Raw genomic sequence first — 17,451 nt, forward strand, 5'->3', positions numbered from 1 at the left:
TTAAATTATAAGATAAGGGCGTAGATATACGCCCTTTTTATTTTTCTTTATAATAACGCCACCTCGAACCACTAAAAGGCAATCAACATGCTGTTTCCTTTGTCATTATCTTCTCCTTTAACGCCAAGTACGGTCAAAATTGAACGAGAAAATCTCAAGCAATTTGAGCTCGAGAATTTTTCTCGTTATTCCATTTTTGAGCTTATTGAAAATCGCTGTGATTTTTATGATTCCTTATTGATTCAACTTTGGCAGGAAATAGGATTAAGTGAACAGCAAGGCATTTCTTTAATTGCGGTGGGCGGTTATGGACGGCGTGAGATGTTTCCTTTGTCGGATTTAGATTTTTTAATTTTGGTCGAGCAAATACCTAGCCCAGAAATTGAAGAAAAAATTACTCAATTTATCCAATTTTTATGGGATTGTGGCTTTGAGGTGGGAAATAGTGTTCGAACCTTAGAACAATGCGAATCGGAAGGAAAACAAGATATTACGATTGCCACCAATTTATTAGAAGCAAGATTTCTCACTGGAAATCGACCGCACTTTGATGCGCTAAATGAATTGGTAAAACGTGCTGATTTTTGGTCGAAAGAGGATTTTTTTAACGCCAAAGTGCAAGAGCAAATAGAACGTTATCAGCGTTATCACAATACGGCTTATAACCTTGAGCCAGATATTAAGTATAGCCCTGGTGGTTTGCGTGATTTGCATTTGTTGTATTGGGTGGCTTTGCGCCATTCGGGGGCGCTGACCCTTGAGGCCATTTTACAAAGTGGTTTTATTTATCCTCAAGAATATCAGCAACTACAAGAAAGTCGTGCATTTTTATTTAAAGTGCGGTTCGCTTTGCATTTGATTTTGAAACGTTACGATAATCGTCTGTTGTTTGATCGTCAAATTAAAGTCAGTGAATTGTTGGGTTTCCGAGGGGAAGGCAATCAAGCTGTGGAAAAAATGATGAAATGTTTTTTCCAAGCATTGCACCGAATTTCGCTGATTAGTAATTTGCTGATTCAGCATTATCGAGAAAATGTGCTCTCATCAAATCAGGATACTGTGATTGACCAATTAGACGATGATTTTCAACTGATTAACCAATCCTTATGTTTGCGTAATAGCCTTGTTTTTCAAGAAAAACCAGCGCGAATTTTAGATATATTCTTTTATTTAACGCAGTATGAACAGGCTGATATTCATTCAGATACCTTGCGTCAATTACAAATTTCCTTAGAGCAATTACCACAAAAATTATGTGAAATCCCTGAGGCTCGAGAAAAATTTTTACGTTTGTTTAATCAACCTAATGCGATTAAGCGTGCGTTTATGCCGATGCACCAATATGGCGTATTAACTGCGTATCTTCCGCAATGGCAAGCCATTGAGGGCTTAATGCAATTTGATTTATTTCATATTTATACGGTGGATGAGCATACATTGCGCGTGATGTTGAAATTGGAAAGTTTTCTGTCACAGGAAAGTGCGGAAGAACATCCCATTGCTCATCGAATTTTTAGTCAACTTTCTGACCGCTCTTTACTTTATATTGCGGCGTTGTTCCACGATATTGCAAAAGGGCGGGGCGGTGATCACGCAGAGCTTGGCGTAGAAGATGTGGCAGACTTTGCGCAATTACATGGTTTAGATCGTCGAGAAATTGATACCCTTGCTTGGCTCGTAAAATCCCATTTGCTGATGTCAATTACGGCGCAACGCCGTGATATTCATGATCCTGAAGTCGTCATGAATTTTGCGGAAGCTGTGCAAAATCAAGTTCGATTAGATTATCTCACCTGTTTAACGGTGGCGGATATTTGTGCTACCAACAGCAATTTATGGAATAGCTGGAAACGTTCGCTTTTTGCCTCTTTATATGAATTTACCGAACAGCAATTTGCACAAGGCATGAAAGAATTGCTTGATTATTCAGAAAAATCGGAAGAAAACCGAAAACTTGCACAACAAATTTTAACGCAGGATTATTCAGATATTGCACCAATCTTTATTGAGCAATTATGGGCTTGTTGTCCTGAAGATTATTTTGTGCGTAATACGCCAAAACAAATTGCGTGGCATACAAGTTTGTTGGTGGATTTCGCTGAATCATTATTAGTGAAAATTAGTAATCGCTTTTCACTTGGCGGCACGGAAGTGTTTATTTATTGCCAAGATCAACCGCACTTATTTAATAAAGTGGTGAGTACCATTGGCGCAAAAAAATTCAGTATCCATGATGCGCAGATTATTACGACACAAGATGGTTATGTTTTTGATAGCTTTATCATCACAGAACTTAACGGTGAATTAGTGGAATTTGATCGTCGCCGAGAACTAGAGCAAGCCCTAACATTAGCCCTTCAAAGTGAAAAATTACCCGCACTTTCTATTGCGCCGAATCGTCAGCTTCAACATTTTACTGTACAAACAGACGTGCGTTTTTTACATGAAAACAAAAAAGAGCATACTGAAATGGAACTGGTTGCGTTGGATAAACCGGGTTTATTAGCCCAAGTGAGCCAGATTTTCAGTGAGTTAAATCTCAATTTATTGAATGCGAAAATTACCACTGTGGGCGAGAAAGCTGAGGACTTTTTTATTTTGACGAACCAATTTGGACAAGCTCTGGATTCTCAACAAAGAGAAATATTACGTAACGTGCTGTATCGAAATATTGGATAGTCCTTTTTATAAAAATATATTTCTAGGTAAATTTGCCTTATGTTATCCTTTACAAAAACATTTTAGGGTCACACTATGCTGAGTATTTTTGTTACTTTCCTTGGCGCATTTTTAACATTGATTGTGATGCGACCAGTTGCCAATTGGATTGGATTAGTTGATAAGCCAAACTATCGTAAACGTCATCAAGGTGCAATTCCGCTAATCGGTGGCGTATCGCTTTTTGTTGGAAATCTTTGCTATTACCTGATGGAATGGGATCAACTTCGATTACCGTATCTCTATTTGTTCAGTATTTTTGTTTTATTGGCGATTGGGATTTTAGATGATCGATTTGATATCAGTCCTTTCTTAAGAGCTGGGATTCAAGCAATACTGGCTATTTTAATGATCGATCTTGGGAATGTTTATCTTGATCATCTAGGTCAAATTTTAGGGCCTTTCCAGTTAACGCTGGGTTCAATTGGTTTGATTATTACCGTCTTTGCCACTATCGCGATTATTAATGCCTTTAATATGATTGATGGTATTGATGGATTGCTCGGTGGGCTTTCTTGCGTTTCTTTTGCCGCGATTGGTTTCTTGATGTATCGAGATGGGCAAATGGATATGGCGCATTGGAGTTTTGCTTTAATCGTGTCGATTTTACCTTATTTGATGCTCAATCTAGGGATTCCATTTGGCCCAAAATATAAGGTGTTTATGGGGGATGCGGGGAGTACATTAATTGGATTTACCATTATTTGGATTTTGTTATTGAGTACGCAAGGAAAAGGGCATCCTATGAATCCAGTAACCGCACTTTGGATTATTGCGATTCCTTTGATTGATATGGTTGCGATTATTTATCGCCGTGTACGTAAAGGTAAAAGCCCATTCCGCCCAGATCGTTTACACGTTCATCATTTAATGGTGAGAGCAGGTTTAACATCAAGACAAGCCTTTTTATTGATTACGTTTGTTTCTGCAATTTGTGCAACTATCGGTATTTTAGGGGAAGTTTATTATGTGAATGAGTGGGCGATGTTTGTCGGCTTTTTCATTTTATTTTTCCTTTATGTCTATTCAATTACGCGTGCATGGCGAATAACTCGTTGGGTCAGAAGAATGAAACGTCGCGCAAAACGATTGAAGAAAGCATAAAAAATAAAGGCTTGTGTTATTAAATCACAAGCCTTTATTTTTGAGAAAATTCGCCGCGCTTTTTAACATTTTGACGATCTATTCTTATAGATAGAAAAAATCCCCAGCCTTTTGGCTAGGGATTGAAATTTGGAGCGGGAAACGAGGCTCGAACTCGCGACCCCGACCTTGGCAAGGTCGTGCTCTACCAACTGAGCTATTCCCGCAATAATGCTTCTATAATGTGAAATTGGAGCGGGAAACGAGGCTCGAACTCGCGACCCCAACCTTGGCAAGGTTGTGCTCTACCAACTGAGCTATTCCCGCAGTTCACATCAGTGAATGAGGTCGCATTATACAAATATTTTTAGGGCTTGCAAGGGCAATTTCATAAAAAGAAATTTTTTGTTGAAGTTTTCGTCAATCTAATTTCATGAAATGTTCGCGATAATAAGCCAGCTCTTTAATCGATTCTCGAATATCATCTAGCGCCAAATGCGTATTCTCTTTTTTAAAGCCTTCTAAAATTTCAGGTTTCCAACGTGCAGCAAGTTCTTTTAATGTGCTCACGTCTAAATGGCGATAATGAAAATAATCGGCTAAATCAGGCATATATTTCACTAAGAATCGTTTATCTTGGGCAATACTGTTACCGCAAATTGGCGACGCACCTTTGGGAACCCATTTTTTTAAAAAGTCTAAGGTTTGTAATTCTGCTGCACGTTCGGTGAGTTTGCTGGTTTTTACGCGTTCAATTAAGCCATTTTCACTATGTGTTTTTTGGCACCAATCATTCATTTTATTGAGTAATTCATTAGACTGATGAACAGCCAATACTGGGCCCTCTGCCAAAATATTTAAATTTTTATCTGTCACAATAGTCGCAATTTCAATAATACGTTCTTTTTCCGGATCTAAACCGGTCATTTCTAAATCAATCCAAATAAGATTTTGTTTATCGAATGACATAATATCAGGTATCCTATGCAAAAATTTTTTTCATTTTACCAAAAACAAGGGAAAAAACGACCTCACTTTTATGGCTAAACGTAAATTAACTCAGAACCAAACTAGAAGAATTCAATCGAATAATGCGAAAACATTACATCGCCATAAGAAAAAAGAGATTGAATGGTCAGATGAAATGCTTGGTGAATCACAAGAAGGTGTTGTGGTCACGCGTTATTCGATTCATGCAGATGTCGAAAATGAACAAGGCGAAATTTATCGTTGTAATTTGCGTCGTACCTTGTCGAGTTTGGTGGTGGGAGATAAAGTTGTTTGGCGTAAAGGCAATGAACAATTACAAGGTGTGAGCGGCGTGATTGAGGCAATTCACCCCCGAGAAAATGAAATTTCCCGCCCTGACTATTATGATGGTTTGAAACCCATTGCGGCGAATATTGATCGTATTATTATTGTATCAGCAGTATTGCCAACGCTTTCCTTAAATATTATCGATCGTTATCTTGTTGTGTGTGAAATCGCGGGAATTACGCCTCTCATTGTTTTGAATAAAGTGGATTTATTGTCACAAGAACAGCGTCAAGAAGTTGAAAAAGATCTTAAAATTTACCAAGATATTGGCTATGAGATTTTAATGATTTCAGCAAAGAGCGGTGAAAATATGGAAAAATTAACCGCACTTTTGGCACAAGGCACGGCGATTTTTGTTGGGCAATCTGGTGTTGGTAAATCGAGTTTAATTAATCATATTTTGCCTAGAGTAAACGCTCAAGTAGGGGATGTGAGCGAAACATCAGGCTTAGGGCAGCATACGACGACATCATCACGTCTTTACCATTTGCCGCAAGGTGGTAATTTAATTGATTCGCCAGGGATTAGAGAATTTGGGCTTTGGCATTTAGATGCCGAGCAAATCACAAAAGGGTATCGAGAATTTCAATATGTTTTGGGAACCTGTAAATTCCGTGATTGTAAACATTTGAGCGATCCTGGGTGTGCGTTGCGTGAAGCAGTGGAGCAAGGAAAAATTTCGCCTGTTCGTTATGATAATTATCACCGATTAATTGAAAGTTTAAGTGAAACAAAATCACAACGTCATTTTTCAGCAGTTTAACGATTGCGCAAGCTGGATGATAAATAAACAAATCCTGAGTTTTTTTATGATCTAATTCAATTTTTTTAGTGTTTATTCTTGATTATTCGCTTTTGAACAAGGATACTAAGGCAGATTTTATCTTTGTATTTTTTAACTATTATTTAGTAGAGAGGTAGCATTATGTACTCAAAAGATGTTGAAATCACTGCGCCAAACGGTTTACACACTCGTCCAGCAGCACAATTTGTGAAAGAAGCGAAAGCATTTTCTTCCGATATCACAGTAACATCTGCCGGTAAGAGCGCAAGTGCAAAAAGCTTGTTTAAGTTACAAACACTAGGTTTAACACAGGGAACAGTGATTACCATTTCTGCTGAAGGCGAAGATGAGCAGCAGGCAGTTGAGCATTTAGTCGCTTTGATTCCAACTTTAGAATAATTCTTACTTAGCCATAAAATTGTGAAATTTTATGGCTATTGTTTATCTATTCCTTTTTAATTATTTCGGAAGGTATCTATGATTTCTGGTATTCTCGCATCACCTGGTATTGCCTTTGGTAAGGCACTTGTTCTTAAAGAAGAAAAGATTGTTCTTGATACGCAAAAAATTACTGATGATCAAATTGACGCAGAAGTCGCTCGATTTTATGAAGGTCGTGCATTGGCGGTGGAACAACTTAATTCAATCAGAGAGCGCGCATTAATTTCTTTAGGTGAAGAAAAAGCCGCGATCTTTGAAGGCCACTTGATGATTCTTGAGGATGAAGAATTAGAAGAAGAAATTCTTGATTATCTTCGTTCAAATAAAGTCAATGCCGCAGTTGCAGCGAGCAAAATTATTGATCAACAAGTCACAATGTTGTCGGAGATCGATGATGAATATTTAAAAGAGCGTGCTGGCGATATTCGTGATATTGGTAACCGTTTAATTAAAAATATTTTGGGCATGTACATAGTAGATCTTGGCGATATTCAAGAAGAATCAATTCTTGTTGCTTATGATCTGACCCCATCAGAAACCGCCCAACTTAATCTTGAAAAAGTATTAGGGGTTGTCACTGATATTGGTGGTAGAACATCTCATACTTCTATTATGGCGCGTTCTTTAGAATTACCAGCGATTGTAGGCACAAATAATGTGACCGAATTAGTCAATACAGGTGATTACTTAATTTTAGATGCGATAAATAATCAAGTTTATATTAATCCAACACAATCTCAGATTGATGAATTAAAAACACTTGAAGCTAAAATTTCTCAGGAAAAAGCAGAGTTAGCTAAATTAAAAGATCTTCCAGCGATCACCTTGGATGGACATAAAGTTGATGTGGTTGCTAATATCGGGACAATCCGTGATTGTGAAGGGGCAGATCGTAATGGTGCAGAAGGTATTGGTTTATACCGAACTGAATTCTTATTTATGGATCGTGAACAACTTCCGACGGAAGAAGAACAATTCATCGCCTACAAAGAAGTCGTAGAAGCAATGAACGGGCGTTTAACCGTGCTTCGTACTATGGATATTGGTGGTGATAAAGAGCTTCCATATTTAGATTTACCAAAAGAAATGAATCCATTCTTGGGATGGCGTGCGATTCGCATTGCGTTAGATCGCCGTGAAATTTTAAATGCACAATTACGCGCGGTGTTGCGTGCTTCGGCATTTGGCAAATTGGCAGTGATGTTCCCGATGATTATTTCCGTAGAAGAAATTAGAGAATTAAAATCGGTTATTGAAACATTAAAAGCGGAATTGCGTGCAGAAGGTAAAGCGTTTGATGAATATATCCAAGTGGGGGTAATGGTTGAAACGCCATCCGCTGCCGTAAATGCAAAATTCTTAGCAAAAGAAGTAGATTTCTTCAGTATTGGAACTAACGATTTAACCCAATATACTTTAGCAGTGGATCGAGGCAATGAGTTAATTTCACATCTTTATAATCCAATGCAGCCATCTGTGCTTGGTTTAATTAAACAAGTAATTGATGCTTCTCACGCAGAGGGCAAATGGACGGGAATGTGCGGTGAATTAGCCGGTGATGAACGTGCAACCTTATTGTTACTTGGTATGGGATTAGATGAATTTAGTATGAGTGCTATTTCTGTACCTCGAATTAAAAAATTAATCCGTAATGTGAATTTCCAAGATGCAAAAGCCCTTGCTAATGCCGCATTACAAAAACCGACCGCTTCGGAAATTGAGCAGTTAATCGAAGAATTTTTGGCGGAAAATGCATTAAATTAAACAAAATTGTTTGATTTTACGTTAAAATAACAGCCATCTATGAATTGATAGGAGATTAAAATGGGCTTATTTGACAAGTTATTCGGTTCAAAAGAAAACAAATCTGTGGAAGTTGAAATTTATGCACCTATCTCTGGTGATATTGTAAATATTGAAGATGTTCCCGATGTGGTTTTTTCTGAAAAAATCGTGGGTGATGGTGTTGCTATTCGCCCTACTGGTAACAAAATCGTTGCGCCAGTTGATGGTGTGATTGGTAAAATTTTTGAAACCAACCATGCTTTCTCAATGGAATCAAAAGAAGGTGTAGAATTATTTGTACACTTTGGTATTGATACCGTTGAGCTGAAAGGTGAAGGCTTTACTCGTATTGCGCAAGAAGGTCAATCAGTTAAACGTGGAGATACTGTGATTGAATTTGATCTTCCTTTATTAGAATCAAAAGCAAAATCTGTATTAACACCCGTTGTTATTTCCAATATGGATGAAGTTTCTTGCATCGTGAAAAAATCAGGTGAAGTGGTCGCTGGAGAGTCAGTGGTATTAAGCTTAACTAAATAATTTCTTTACGATAAAAAAGTCCGCCTTTGTGCGGATTTTTTATTTATGTAAATAAAACTGTGGTGTAGATAGGATTCAACGGAAAAATTAAAAATGATCTATAAACTTACTGGCTCACTCCAAAATTATGTATGGGGAGGGCATCAATATATTCCTCAATTACTGAATATTCCTGCAGAAGAAAATCAATATTATGCTGAATGGTGGTTAGGTGCACATCATTCTGCGCCTTCAACCATTGGAGTCGATGGTAAAAATGTATTACTTACTGAATTTTTACAGAAAAATCCTACCGCACTTGGCACACAAAGCCGAGCCAGTTTTGGTAATGAATTACCCTATTTATTAAAAATTCTTGATGTCGCCCAACCTCTTTCCATTCAACTTCATCCAACAAAAACGCAAGCTGAAATAGGTTTTGCGGAAGAAAATGCGAAAGGCATTGAGTTAAAAGCATCAACACGAACTTATAAAGATAACAATCATAAACCTGAAATGATGATTGCTTTATCTGATTTCTGGTTGTTGCATGGTTTTAAAAATAAATCAGATATTATCGAAACTTTAGAGGCACGATCATCTTTAGTCCCGCTTGCAAAAAAATTGCATGAACAAGATTTACATGCTTTCTATGCCGATATTATGCAAGCAAAACAGGCCCAATTACACCAATGGCTTTCCCCAATTCTGTTGGCGAATCAAGTAGATTATGAGGCTAATAATCTGGATTTAACTAATCCAGATTATTGGGTGCTTTACACCATTGATGCAATGAATATTTCTTTAGATAAATTAGATGCAGGTTTAATTTGCTTCTATTTGTTTAATATTGTGCACCTCAAAAAAGGCGAGGGAATTTACCAAGATGCTGGCATTCCGCACGCTTATTTGCGAGGGCAAAATATTGAACTGATGGCTTGTTCAGATAATGTAATTCGCGGTGGTTTAACGCCTAAATATGTCGATCTTCCAGAATTGCTTAAAATTGTCGATTGTCGTGAAGTGGAGCCTAAAATTATCCCGTCGGCACCTCAAGACGCGCGTATATTTACTTATGCTACGCCGGCGCAAGATTTCGCTTTGCAAAATATTCAATATGAATGTGGTGAAACTCATCATTTAAAAGCACAAAGTGCGAGTATTTTATTGGTGATGAATGGCCAGTTAAATTTACGCTCAGAAACGACCGCACTTTCTTTGAAGCAAGGTGAGGCAGCTTTCATTACCGCAGGTGCTTCTTATGAAGTGGAAGGCTTAATTGAAGGCTATGCAGTGGTGGCAAAATTGCCTTAATTTTATACAAAATAGGCTATAAAAGTGCGGGTGGATTTGATAGACTTTTTTCATTAAATCTACCCTAATAAAGGAGAAAAAATATGCTTGATGGATTCGCTATTTCCACATTAATTTTTGTGATATTAGTCGCATTAATTTTGTTTTCTACAGTGAAAACTGTACCACAAGGTTATAACTGGACAATCGAACGTTTCGGTCGTTACACAAGAACATTAATGCCAGGGTTAAATTTAGTGGTGCCTTTTGTTGATCGTATTGGTCGTAAAATTAATATGATGGAACAAGTTTTAGACATTCCTTCACAAGAAGTGATTTCTAAAGATAACGCCAATGTTTCTATTGATGCGGTTTGTTTTGTGCAGGTGATTGATGCTCGAAGTGCGGCTTATGAAGTAAACCATTTGGAACAAGCTATCATCAATTTAACCATGACAAATATTCGAACAGTGCTCGGCTCGATGGAGCTTGATGAAATGCTTTCCCAACGTGATTCTATTAATAGTCGATTATTGGCTATTGTGGATGAAGCGACAAATCCATGGGGGATTAAAGTAACGCGTATTGAAATTCGTGATGTTCGTCCGCCTCGTGAACTGATTGATTCAATGAATGCTCAAATGAAAGCAGAACGAAATAAACGTGCTGAAGTATTAGAGGCTGAAGGGATTCGCCAAGCTCAGATTCTCCGTGCTGAAGGTGAAAAACAAGCTAGAATTCTAAAAGCAGAAGGGGAGCGACAAGAAGCCTTTTTACAAGCTGAAGCTCGAGAACGTGCAGCGGAAGCTGAAGCAAAAGCAACGCAGATGGTATCAGAAGCCATTACCAGTGGTGATACCAAAGCGATTAACTACTTTATTGCACAAAAATACACAGAAGCATTGAAAGAAATTGGTAGTTCAGGAAACAGTAAAGTCGTGCTTATGCCATTAGAAGCTGGCAATTTAATTGGTTCTGTTGCTGGTATTGCGGAGTTATTAAAGGGCGATAAAAAATCTTAATTTAGATAAAGTGCGGTGATTTTTTTCGGTATTATGTAGCAGTTGCACAAAGACCAAAATTTAAACAAAACTATACAAAAATGCCCTTATTTCGATAAGGGCATTATTTTTTATAAATGTATTTTACAGAATTCTACTTATTTTTACGTTACTCACTTTTCCGTTTTCTTCTAAACAGTCTTTCTCGTTGCTCCTCTAGCAGCATTTGTTCCATCATTGCAGGGTAAGCCTGTTCGCAGAGAGCAACGTATTCAGGTTGGGTTAAGTGTTCTCTAATTTTAGTCGGGCAACGTAGATAGATTTTATCTTCTGCAAAACTACTAATAATAGAAAGCATCTGATAAGGTTTCCCATCTTCGGTTTCAAACACTTCATCGGTAAATTGCATTTCAAATATTGCTACAACTACCTGATTATTAGCGATTTCATAGGCTCCATAAAATATCAGCGGATTACGGGGTAAAGTACCGACTTCTTTCGCAAGATCTCGCAAATTGTGATAGAACAACAGATAGGCATCATCTTTTACGTTTGAATACATCTGAGCCAGTTCTCGCATAAAAGTTTTGAATGTTTCATAGTCCATCTTTTTTAAATCCACGTTAAGTGGAGTGTGTGTCATGGTTTCCATTATTGCTCCTTGTGTTGCTTTAAATTATTTAGGCTACGGCTAAATATTGGTTATCGTTTGAGGCTTCTAAACATAAACTTTCCAATCCGAATTTTGCCGCAGGTTTCTTATTTCCCTGCCAGTAGCCAGTTAAATCTCGTGAAGGTCTGGCTTTCAAACAGCGTTTTAGTACGTTGTCAAATTTGTCTTTATCTGACTGGTAACGAAAATCCTCACGCCATGCGGTTTCATTCGCATAGTGCATCATGTAATTATTTCCCATCTTATGATACACACCCATAATCATTCTTCTAAATCTTGCAAAGAAGGATTCAGCTAGGTTATTGGTGGTGCCGTCAATCGAGCAATATTCTTGCGAATGGTTTACTCGGCATAAATCATAGTGAAATGCCAAGCCATCATAAGCAGGATTTTCATCAGCACAAATTGTAGATTTTGGTGCGACTAAGCGATGTGTTAAAGCAAGCATATCATCAGCATTTTCCTCTTTAACTAATGCAACGAGAGTGCGGTCGGCTCCTTTTATTATCTCCTGATTTGCAGCTTGTTGACGAAAAACCATAACGCAGGATTTATCTTTACGTTGGTGACATCTCTTACGTCTATCAATTCGCTTATGTTTAAAATTTTTGGGGCGAAGGTAGTTATTCACATAACAACCATCAATATGAATAATGCCCGTGAGTGGTGTGTAATCTTGCGTTTTTTCAACTGCTTCACGAAATTTATGTAGTAATGCCCATGACGTTTTATATTGCACGCCAATATGACGAGATAAGTTAAGCGCAGAAATCCCTTTACTATTGATAGTGAAATAATAAACCGATAACAGTAGCTTTCTTAGGGAAAGTTTGGTGTGCTGAAAAATCGTGCCGCTTTTTACGGAAAAACGATGTTGGCAATGCTTGCACTGCCATTGCTTACGAGAGGAAATAAAATAGGCTTTATGCGTAATCTGACAACGAGGACACTCAACCGTATGAAAACAGTGAGAATTTCCCCAACGAGCATTTTTCAGAAAGATAAGGGCTTCACTATCAGATAAATCATAAATCGCAGAGATAGATAAATTGCGATAGGCAGAAAGTAATTGTGGTGGCGTTTGCATCTTTTTCATTTATTTGTTCAACATTCATAATTAGCTCCTGACTTATTGCTTTATGCCCAATAAGTCGCGTTTCTCTTGTTAAATTGGTTGAACAAATTAAATATAAAAAAAGCAAACGAGAAGATTTGCTTAAAAACGGGAGGATTTTAGATCAAAGTTTGATCGATTTGCAAGAAGAAAAAAGCAACCTCTTTCGAGATTGCTTATATGTATAGAAAGTTATTCTTTATAAGATAGATAAAATATCATTATTCATTTTATATTTTATTTGTTTGGCTGTGTTTTAACGATGTGTTGATTATATTTTAAGTAGAAAGCCATTATGGGTGGCTTTCTACTTTTTATTTGTTCCAAATGAGTTTATGGCAGTATGTTGAACTACTTATTAGATTTGGTTTGATTGCATGGCTTACACAGCATTTGTCCGTTCTCTAATATGGTTTTACCACCTTGCGACCACGGCACAATATGGTCTGCGTCCATTTGCGACAATTCAAATTTTTGTTGGCAATGCGGACATACACCATTTTGTTTTTGGTACATTTTCTGTTTATCTTTGTCACTAAATGCGCGTAAATTCAAATGCTTTTCTTGACCTGACAATAGATAATGATAAATACCACTCTTTTTCTGCACTTCATCATTGTCAATCAAATCAATAATTTTTCGTTCCAATTCTTCAGCATTAAATGGTTTATCCTTGTATTTGTTATACCAAATGCCCCATTCTTGCCCTTTCATTAGTTTCACACGTTCTTTGCTGTGATTACTGAAAATTCGTTTTACCCACGCAAAAACTTCTTGAAAGTATTGATACAATTCGCTTGCACTTTCATCTTTTTGATGGTCGCTCATGTATTGCTCAATCGTTTTATCTTCACGCGCTGCAATCCACGAAATCGCCGTTTCCAAAAACTCTTGGCGTTCTGCCGTGCCTTTCAAATAATCACCAAATTGCTGTTGAACCACACAATTTCGCTTGCTGAAATATTTTTTTGCAGCCGAAACCCACGAACCAGAATAAATCGCATTTCTCAATTCTTGTTCGGTTAATTTTTCGCCAGCAATATTGATGGTTTTGAACCAATCTAATTTTTCACTATCTGTGCCAGTGCATTGATAAACCTGCAATTTATAATCCAAAAACTTATTTTGTTGGTCATCGGTTAAATTACCAAAATTAAGTGGTTTGTCTTTTTCAAACTCTACCGAAAACAGACTTTGGCTAAATTGGCAAATAGATATTGTGCGTTGTTGTCCATCAATCAATTCAAATTCGCCATTTTCGCCCACCGCCCAATACATCACATTTAAGGGAAAACCTTTCATAATCGTGCGAATCACTTCATCACGCTGTTTGTCTTTATAAACAAATTCGCGCTGATACGGCGGACGGATATTCAGGCAGCCTGAAAAACCGAATACACCCTGTTCATCATTATCTTGATAATCTTGTGTTAATTCGCGGATGGAGATTTCTTTTAATTGGATTTTCATGATTTAGCCTTTTTTGGGATGTTTGTGTTTAATAAGAATGCGAGCATAGGTTTCTTTTCCATTTAAAGTAAACCGTTTTCCATAATTGGGATTATCTTCAACATAACGGTCAAGTCCAACAATCTCAAATTGTTCAGGATTGTATTTATCCAAAAATGTAACCGGCACACCCATTGCACCGTCAAAATCAATCGGAATATCTATAACTTTATTAACGTTAATCGCATCATAATTATCGTAATGCGGATATTCTTCGGACGTATAGGTTTTCCATAAAATCAATGGTTCATGGCGTTTAGAATGGTCTAAATTGGTAAACCAACAAGCATTGCCCAAACTGCGCCAATTTTTACCGTTTTCATCACGCCAACTGCGTGTTTCGCGCATTTCATAATAATCAGGCACTTGAAATGCCATATCGCCGCTTTTGTAACCGAGCCAAATTTTATTTTCTTTGATTAACGAAAAAATTTCTTTGTAAGTAATCGCGTTTTGATTGCCGATAATGATGAATTTCTTATCATATTCAACCAATTGCGCCACATATTCCCGAAACAGCGAAAACGGCGGATTGGTAACCACAATATCCGCTTGTTTCAGCAGATTGATACATTCCGCGCTGCGGAAATCGCCGTCGCCCTGTAAGGGTTTCACTTCAACTTCATCGGGCGATGGAACACGGTTGCCATCTTTGTCGCCCTCGTAAATCAAATAAACGGCTTGCTCGCTGTCGTTTCGGCTGAATACATCGGAATGCTGGTTTTTGTAGCATGTGGCAATCAGTTTTTTCAGCCCCAAGCGTTCAAAATTGTAGGAAAAATAATGAAAGAAATTGCTTACTCGTGGGTCATCGCAGTTGCAATAAACCACTTTGTCTTTGAAATGACCGGTGTAGTGTTGCAGTTCGCGCTCAATATCAGAAAGTTGCGTGTAAAACTCGTCATTTTTGCCGCGTTTTGCCGCATGAAGATTGTTGTTTTTGGCAGAAGTATTTTTTAACATTTCAAACTCCCAAAAAAAATGTTGGAAGTTTGAAAAGACAAGATTAAACTAGGCTTGTAGGCTTGTAGGCTTGTAGGCTTGTAGGCTTGTAGGCTTGTAGGCTTGTAGGCTTGTAGGCTTGTAGGCTTGTAGGCTTGTAGGCTTGTAGGCTTGTAGGCTTGTAGGCTTGTAGGCTTGTAGGCTTGTAGGCTTGTAGGCTTGTAGGCTTGTAGGCTTGTAGGCTTGTAGGCTTGTAGGCTTGTAGGCTTGTAGGCTTGTAGGCTTGTAGGCTTGTATAGACATTTTTGTTCCTTATTGAGTTAGTGTCAAATTAGTATTTATTGTTTTTCTGATATTTCTTTAAAAGAAATAGCAAAGGCATCCTTTAAATTTTCAGGCATAGTACGATAGTCTGCAATCAGTTTTTCTTCTTGCTCTGAGATAGTATTTTTTGGCGTTACAGCTTGAAACATCTCACCTTCACCACTCACGAGCCAATTCAAATTCACTCCTGCTTTAGCAATGCCTGACATTCCTTCTGCATTGGGTTCACGTTCACCACCGATATAACCTTGCATCGTACGATAGGCTATTCCTGTTTGTTCTGCGAAGTCCGTAATTTTCCAATTTTTAGCCTCACAAACTTGTCTTAATCTTTCTGATATGCACATTTGAGCGTTCCATTTTCAATTTACAATTGACAAATTACGCAAATGAGCGTATATTTGTTTTTAGTTTAAACGCATTTTATCACGTTTGAGCATATTTAAAATCTCTATTAACATAAATTTTAAACAAGACGATGACTCAGCATTTCTTACTTTCTAGCAAAGCTCGCACGCTTTCTTCCTACGAGATTGCACAACTCTCGGAAGAAGAAGCGTATGATTTGCTTTGTGAATTAAGATGGGGTGGAAAAGAGTTCATCACTTGCCCTAAATGTGGGGTACAACACAAGCCTTATTATATTTCTACACGTAAACAATGGCGCTGCAAACATTGTAATCACACTTTTAGTGTCACTTCAGGCACCATTTTTGCCAATCGCAAGAAACCGATTAAGGTTTATCTCTATGCTTTAATGGAATGGGTAAATGCAGTCAAAGGCTTATCTTCCCTTCAATTAGCTCGTAATGCAAAACTTAATCCTCGCACGGCATTTGTTTTATCGCATAAATTCCGTAAAGCATTATTAGAAAGTCGTGATATGAAACCCCTTTCAGGCGTAGTGGATATGGACGGCACTTATGTTCATCCTGCACCACGTAAAGCAAATAAGAAATCTGACCGCATTGACTATCGTTTAAAGGAAAATCAGAATCCTGATAAACGTTGTGTAATGGTTGCACGTGAGCATTATTCACCAGAAGAAAAAGCCAGTAATGTGCTGCATTGTGGGGCAAAACGCTCTCACGTTTTTGTGGCGCATACGGAATCGCAATCGGTAGTGAAAAGTTTTGCCGATAAATTTATTAAACCGAATACGCAAATCAATACCGATGAAAGCACTGCTTATGATGTCTTGTTGCCTTACTATAACTTGAGAACTGTAAACCATAAGGAAGAATATCGCAGTGATTTGGGCGTAACGAACAATCAGGCAGAAAGTTTATTCAGTCGCTTCAAACGTATGTACTACGGACAAGTTCACCGTATCGGCAATGAATACTTACTTAACTATGCTAATGAAATTGCCTACCGTGAGGACAATCGCCGTACCTCAAATAAAGCGCAGTTTATTGATGTATTAAGCCGATGTTTGAAAACCACCAACGATAACAATGAATGGTGCGGTTATTGGCAACGAAAAATTATTCATCAAGAAGTGATTTGGCAATAGATATATGGCATACAACCTAGATAAGAAGCTCAAAGAGTTTGAATTTGAGCGTAAACAAGTATTACATCATCTTGCGTTACTTGATGCGAACATTGCCACATTAAAACGTGCTATTGAGCTTACTCAACAGGAAACTGATGTAGCCCTTTATAATACGGACAACTTTGTGTATCGTTCCAAATATAAGCTCTTTAAAGGGAAAATTCGTAAATACATCGTACAAATGATGCGAGAAGCACCAGATAAAACCTTTACAATTGCCGAGCTTACGCAGCGCATTTTTGATATTGAACAAAATCCTGATACACCGTCTGAAAAGCATCTTGATTCCGTGCGTAAACAACTGAATGAGTTTTATAAAAGGGAATGGATTAATAGAGTTCAAATCAACCGAAATGAGGTTCACTGGCAATGGAAACAAAAATAGCGGTA

16 protein-coding genes and 2 tRNA genes are annotated in these 17,451 nt (G+C 37.7%); 10 read left to right on the forward strand and 8 right to left on the reverse strand.

Annotated elements, in window-relative coordinates; all coding sequences use genetic code 11:
• Positions 1-87: 87 nt before the first annotated feature.
• Entirely contained in the window at positions 88-2,679 is a 2,592-nt protein-coding gene (glnD, locus tag AC6H22_RS02135; RefSeq protein ID WP_114892593.1) for a bifunctional uridylyltransferase/uridylyl-removing protein GlnD, read from the forward strand.
• A 75-nt stretch (positions 2,680-2,754) separates the two neighbouring features.
• Positions 2,755-3,822, forward strand: a complete 1,068-nt coding sequence (gene wecA / locus AC6H22_RS02140) for a UDP-N-acetylglucosamine--undecaprenyl-phosphate N-acetylglucosaminephosphotransferase (protein WP_005628399.1) — start codon at positions 2,755-2,757, stop codon at positions 3,820-3,822.
• A 130-nt stretch (positions 3,823-3,952) separates the two neighbouring features.
• On the opposite strand, the gene AC6H22_RS02145 is transcribed toward wecA, so the two are convergent.
• The 3 genes from AC6H22_RS02145 to orn form a co-directional block, all read right to left on the reverse strand.
• A tRNA-Gly gene (locus tag AC6H22_RS02145) sits at positions 3,953-4,028 on the reverse strand.
• 24 nt (positions 4,029-4,052) lie between these two features.
• A tRNA-Gly gene (locus tag AC6H22_RS02150) sits at positions 4,053-4,128 on the reverse strand.
• Between the two features lie 93 nt (positions 4,129-4,221).
• On the reverse strand, positions 4,222-4,770 hold the full coding sequence (gene orn, locus AC6H22_RS02155; protein WP_046953499.1) for an oligoribonuclease: 549 nt from the start codon (positions 4,768-4,770) through the stop codon (positions 4,222-4,224).
• Between the two features lie 70 nt (positions 4,771-4,840).
• Here orn and rsgA point away from each other — a divergent pair, with 70 nt between their 5' ends.
• From rsgA to AC6H22_RS02185, 6 genes are all read left to right on the forward strand, one after another.
• Positions 4,841-5,881: a small ribosomal subunit biogenesis GTPase RsgA gene (gene rsgA, locus AC6H22_RS02160; protein WP_005628403.1), complete on the forward strand. Its 1,041-nt coding sequence runs from the start codon at positions 4,841-4,843 to the stop codon at positions 5,879-5,881.
• A gap of 162 nt (positions 5,882-6,043) precedes the next feature.
• Positions 6,044-6,301, forward strand: coding sequence for a phosphocarrier protein Hpr (gene ptsH, locus AC6H22_RS02165; protein ID WP_005628404.1), 258 nt, complete (start codon positions 6,044-6,046; stop codon positions 6,299-6,301).
• Between the two features lie 78 nt (positions 6,302-6,379).
• Complete coding sequence (gene ptsI, locus AC6H22_RS02170) at positions 6,380-8,107, forward strand: phosphoenolpyruvate-protein phosphotransferase PtsI (RefSeq protein WP_005628406.1); 1,728 nt, start codon at positions 6,380-6,382, stop codon at positions 8,105-8,107.
• A 60-nt stretch (positions 8,108-8,167) separates the two neighbouring features.
• On the forward strand, positions 8,168-8,668 hold the full coding sequence (crr, locus tag AC6H22_RS02175) for a PTS glucose transporter subunit IIA (RefSeq protein WP_118816787.1): 501 nt from the start codon (positions 8,168-8,170) through the stop codon (positions 8,666-8,668).
• Between the two features lie 93 nt (positions 8,669-8,761).
• A complete protein-coding gene (gene manA, locus AC6H22_RS02180) occupies positions 8,762-9,961 on the forward strand; it encodes a mannose-6-phosphate isomerase, class I (RefSeq protein ID WP_118816788.1) in 1,200 nt (399 codons plus the stop codon).
• 83 nt (positions 9,962-10,044) lie between these two features.
• On the forward strand, positions 10,045-10,962 hold the full coding sequence (locus AC6H22_RS02185) for an SPFH domain-containing protein (protein WP_005628412.1): 918 nt from the start codon (positions 10,045-10,047) through the stop codon (positions 10,960-10,962).
• A gap of 148 nt (positions 10,963-11,110) precedes the next feature.
• On the opposite strand, the gene AC6H22_RS02190 is transcribed toward AC6H22_RS02185, so the two are convergent.
• From AC6H22_RS02190 to AC6H22_RS02210, 5 genes are all read right to left on the reverse strand, one after another.
• On the reverse strand, positions 11,111-11,593 hold the full coding sequence (locus tag AC6H22_RS02190) for a hypothetical protein (protein WP_118816789.1): 483 nt from the start codon (positions 11,591-11,593) through the stop codon (positions 11,111-11,113).
• 28 nt (positions 11,594-11,621) lie between these two features.
• Entirely contained in the window at positions 11,622-12,710 is a 1,089-nt protein-coding gene (locus AC6H22_RS02195) for an IS1595 family transposase (RefSeq protein ID WP_118816790.1), read from the reverse strand.
• Between the two features lie 369 nt (positions 12,711-13,079).
• Positions 13,080-14,198 (reverse strand): GmrSD restriction endonuclease domain-containing protein, encoded by a 1,119-nt coding sequence (locus tag AC6H22_RS02200; RefSeq protein ID WP_118816791.1) that lies wholly within the window; start codon positions 14,196-14,198, stop codon positions 13,080-13,082.
• A 3-nt stretch (positions 14,199-14,201) separates the two neighbouring features.
• On the reverse strand, positions 14,202-15,200 hold the full coding sequence (locus tag AC6H22_RS02205; RefSeq protein ID WP_118816792.1) for an adenine-specific methyltransferase EcoRI family protein: 999 nt from the start codon (positions 15,198-15,200) through the stop codon (positions 14,202-14,204).
• Positions 15,201-15,517: 317 nt separating this feature from the next.
• Entirely contained in the window at positions 15,518-15,850 is a 333-nt protein-coding gene (locus AC6H22_RS02210; RefSeq protein ID WP_118816793.1) for a helix-turn-helix domain-containing protein, read from the reverse strand.
• A 131-nt stretch (positions 15,851-15,981) separates the two neighbouring features.
• Here AC6H22_RS02210 and AC6H22_RS02215 point away from each other — a divergent pair, with 131 nt between their 5' ends.
• Positions 15,982-17,019, forward strand: coding sequence for an IS1595 family transposase (locus tag AC6H22_RS02215; RefSeq protein ID WP_118816794.1), 1,038 nt, complete (start codon positions 15,982-15,984; stop codon positions 17,017-17,019).
• A gap of 4 nt (positions 17,020-17,023) precedes the next feature.
• Positions 17,024-17,446 carry a hypothetical protein gene (locus AC6H22_RS02220; protein ID WP_118816795.1) on the forward strand — a complete coding sequence of 141 codons (423 nt, stop codon included), beginning with the start codon at positions 17,024-17,026 and terminating at the stop codon, positions 17,444-17,446.
• Positions 17,447-17,451: the final 5 nt, after the last annotated feature.

It is taken from the genome of Haemophilus sp. THUN1690 (assembly GCF_059704375.1).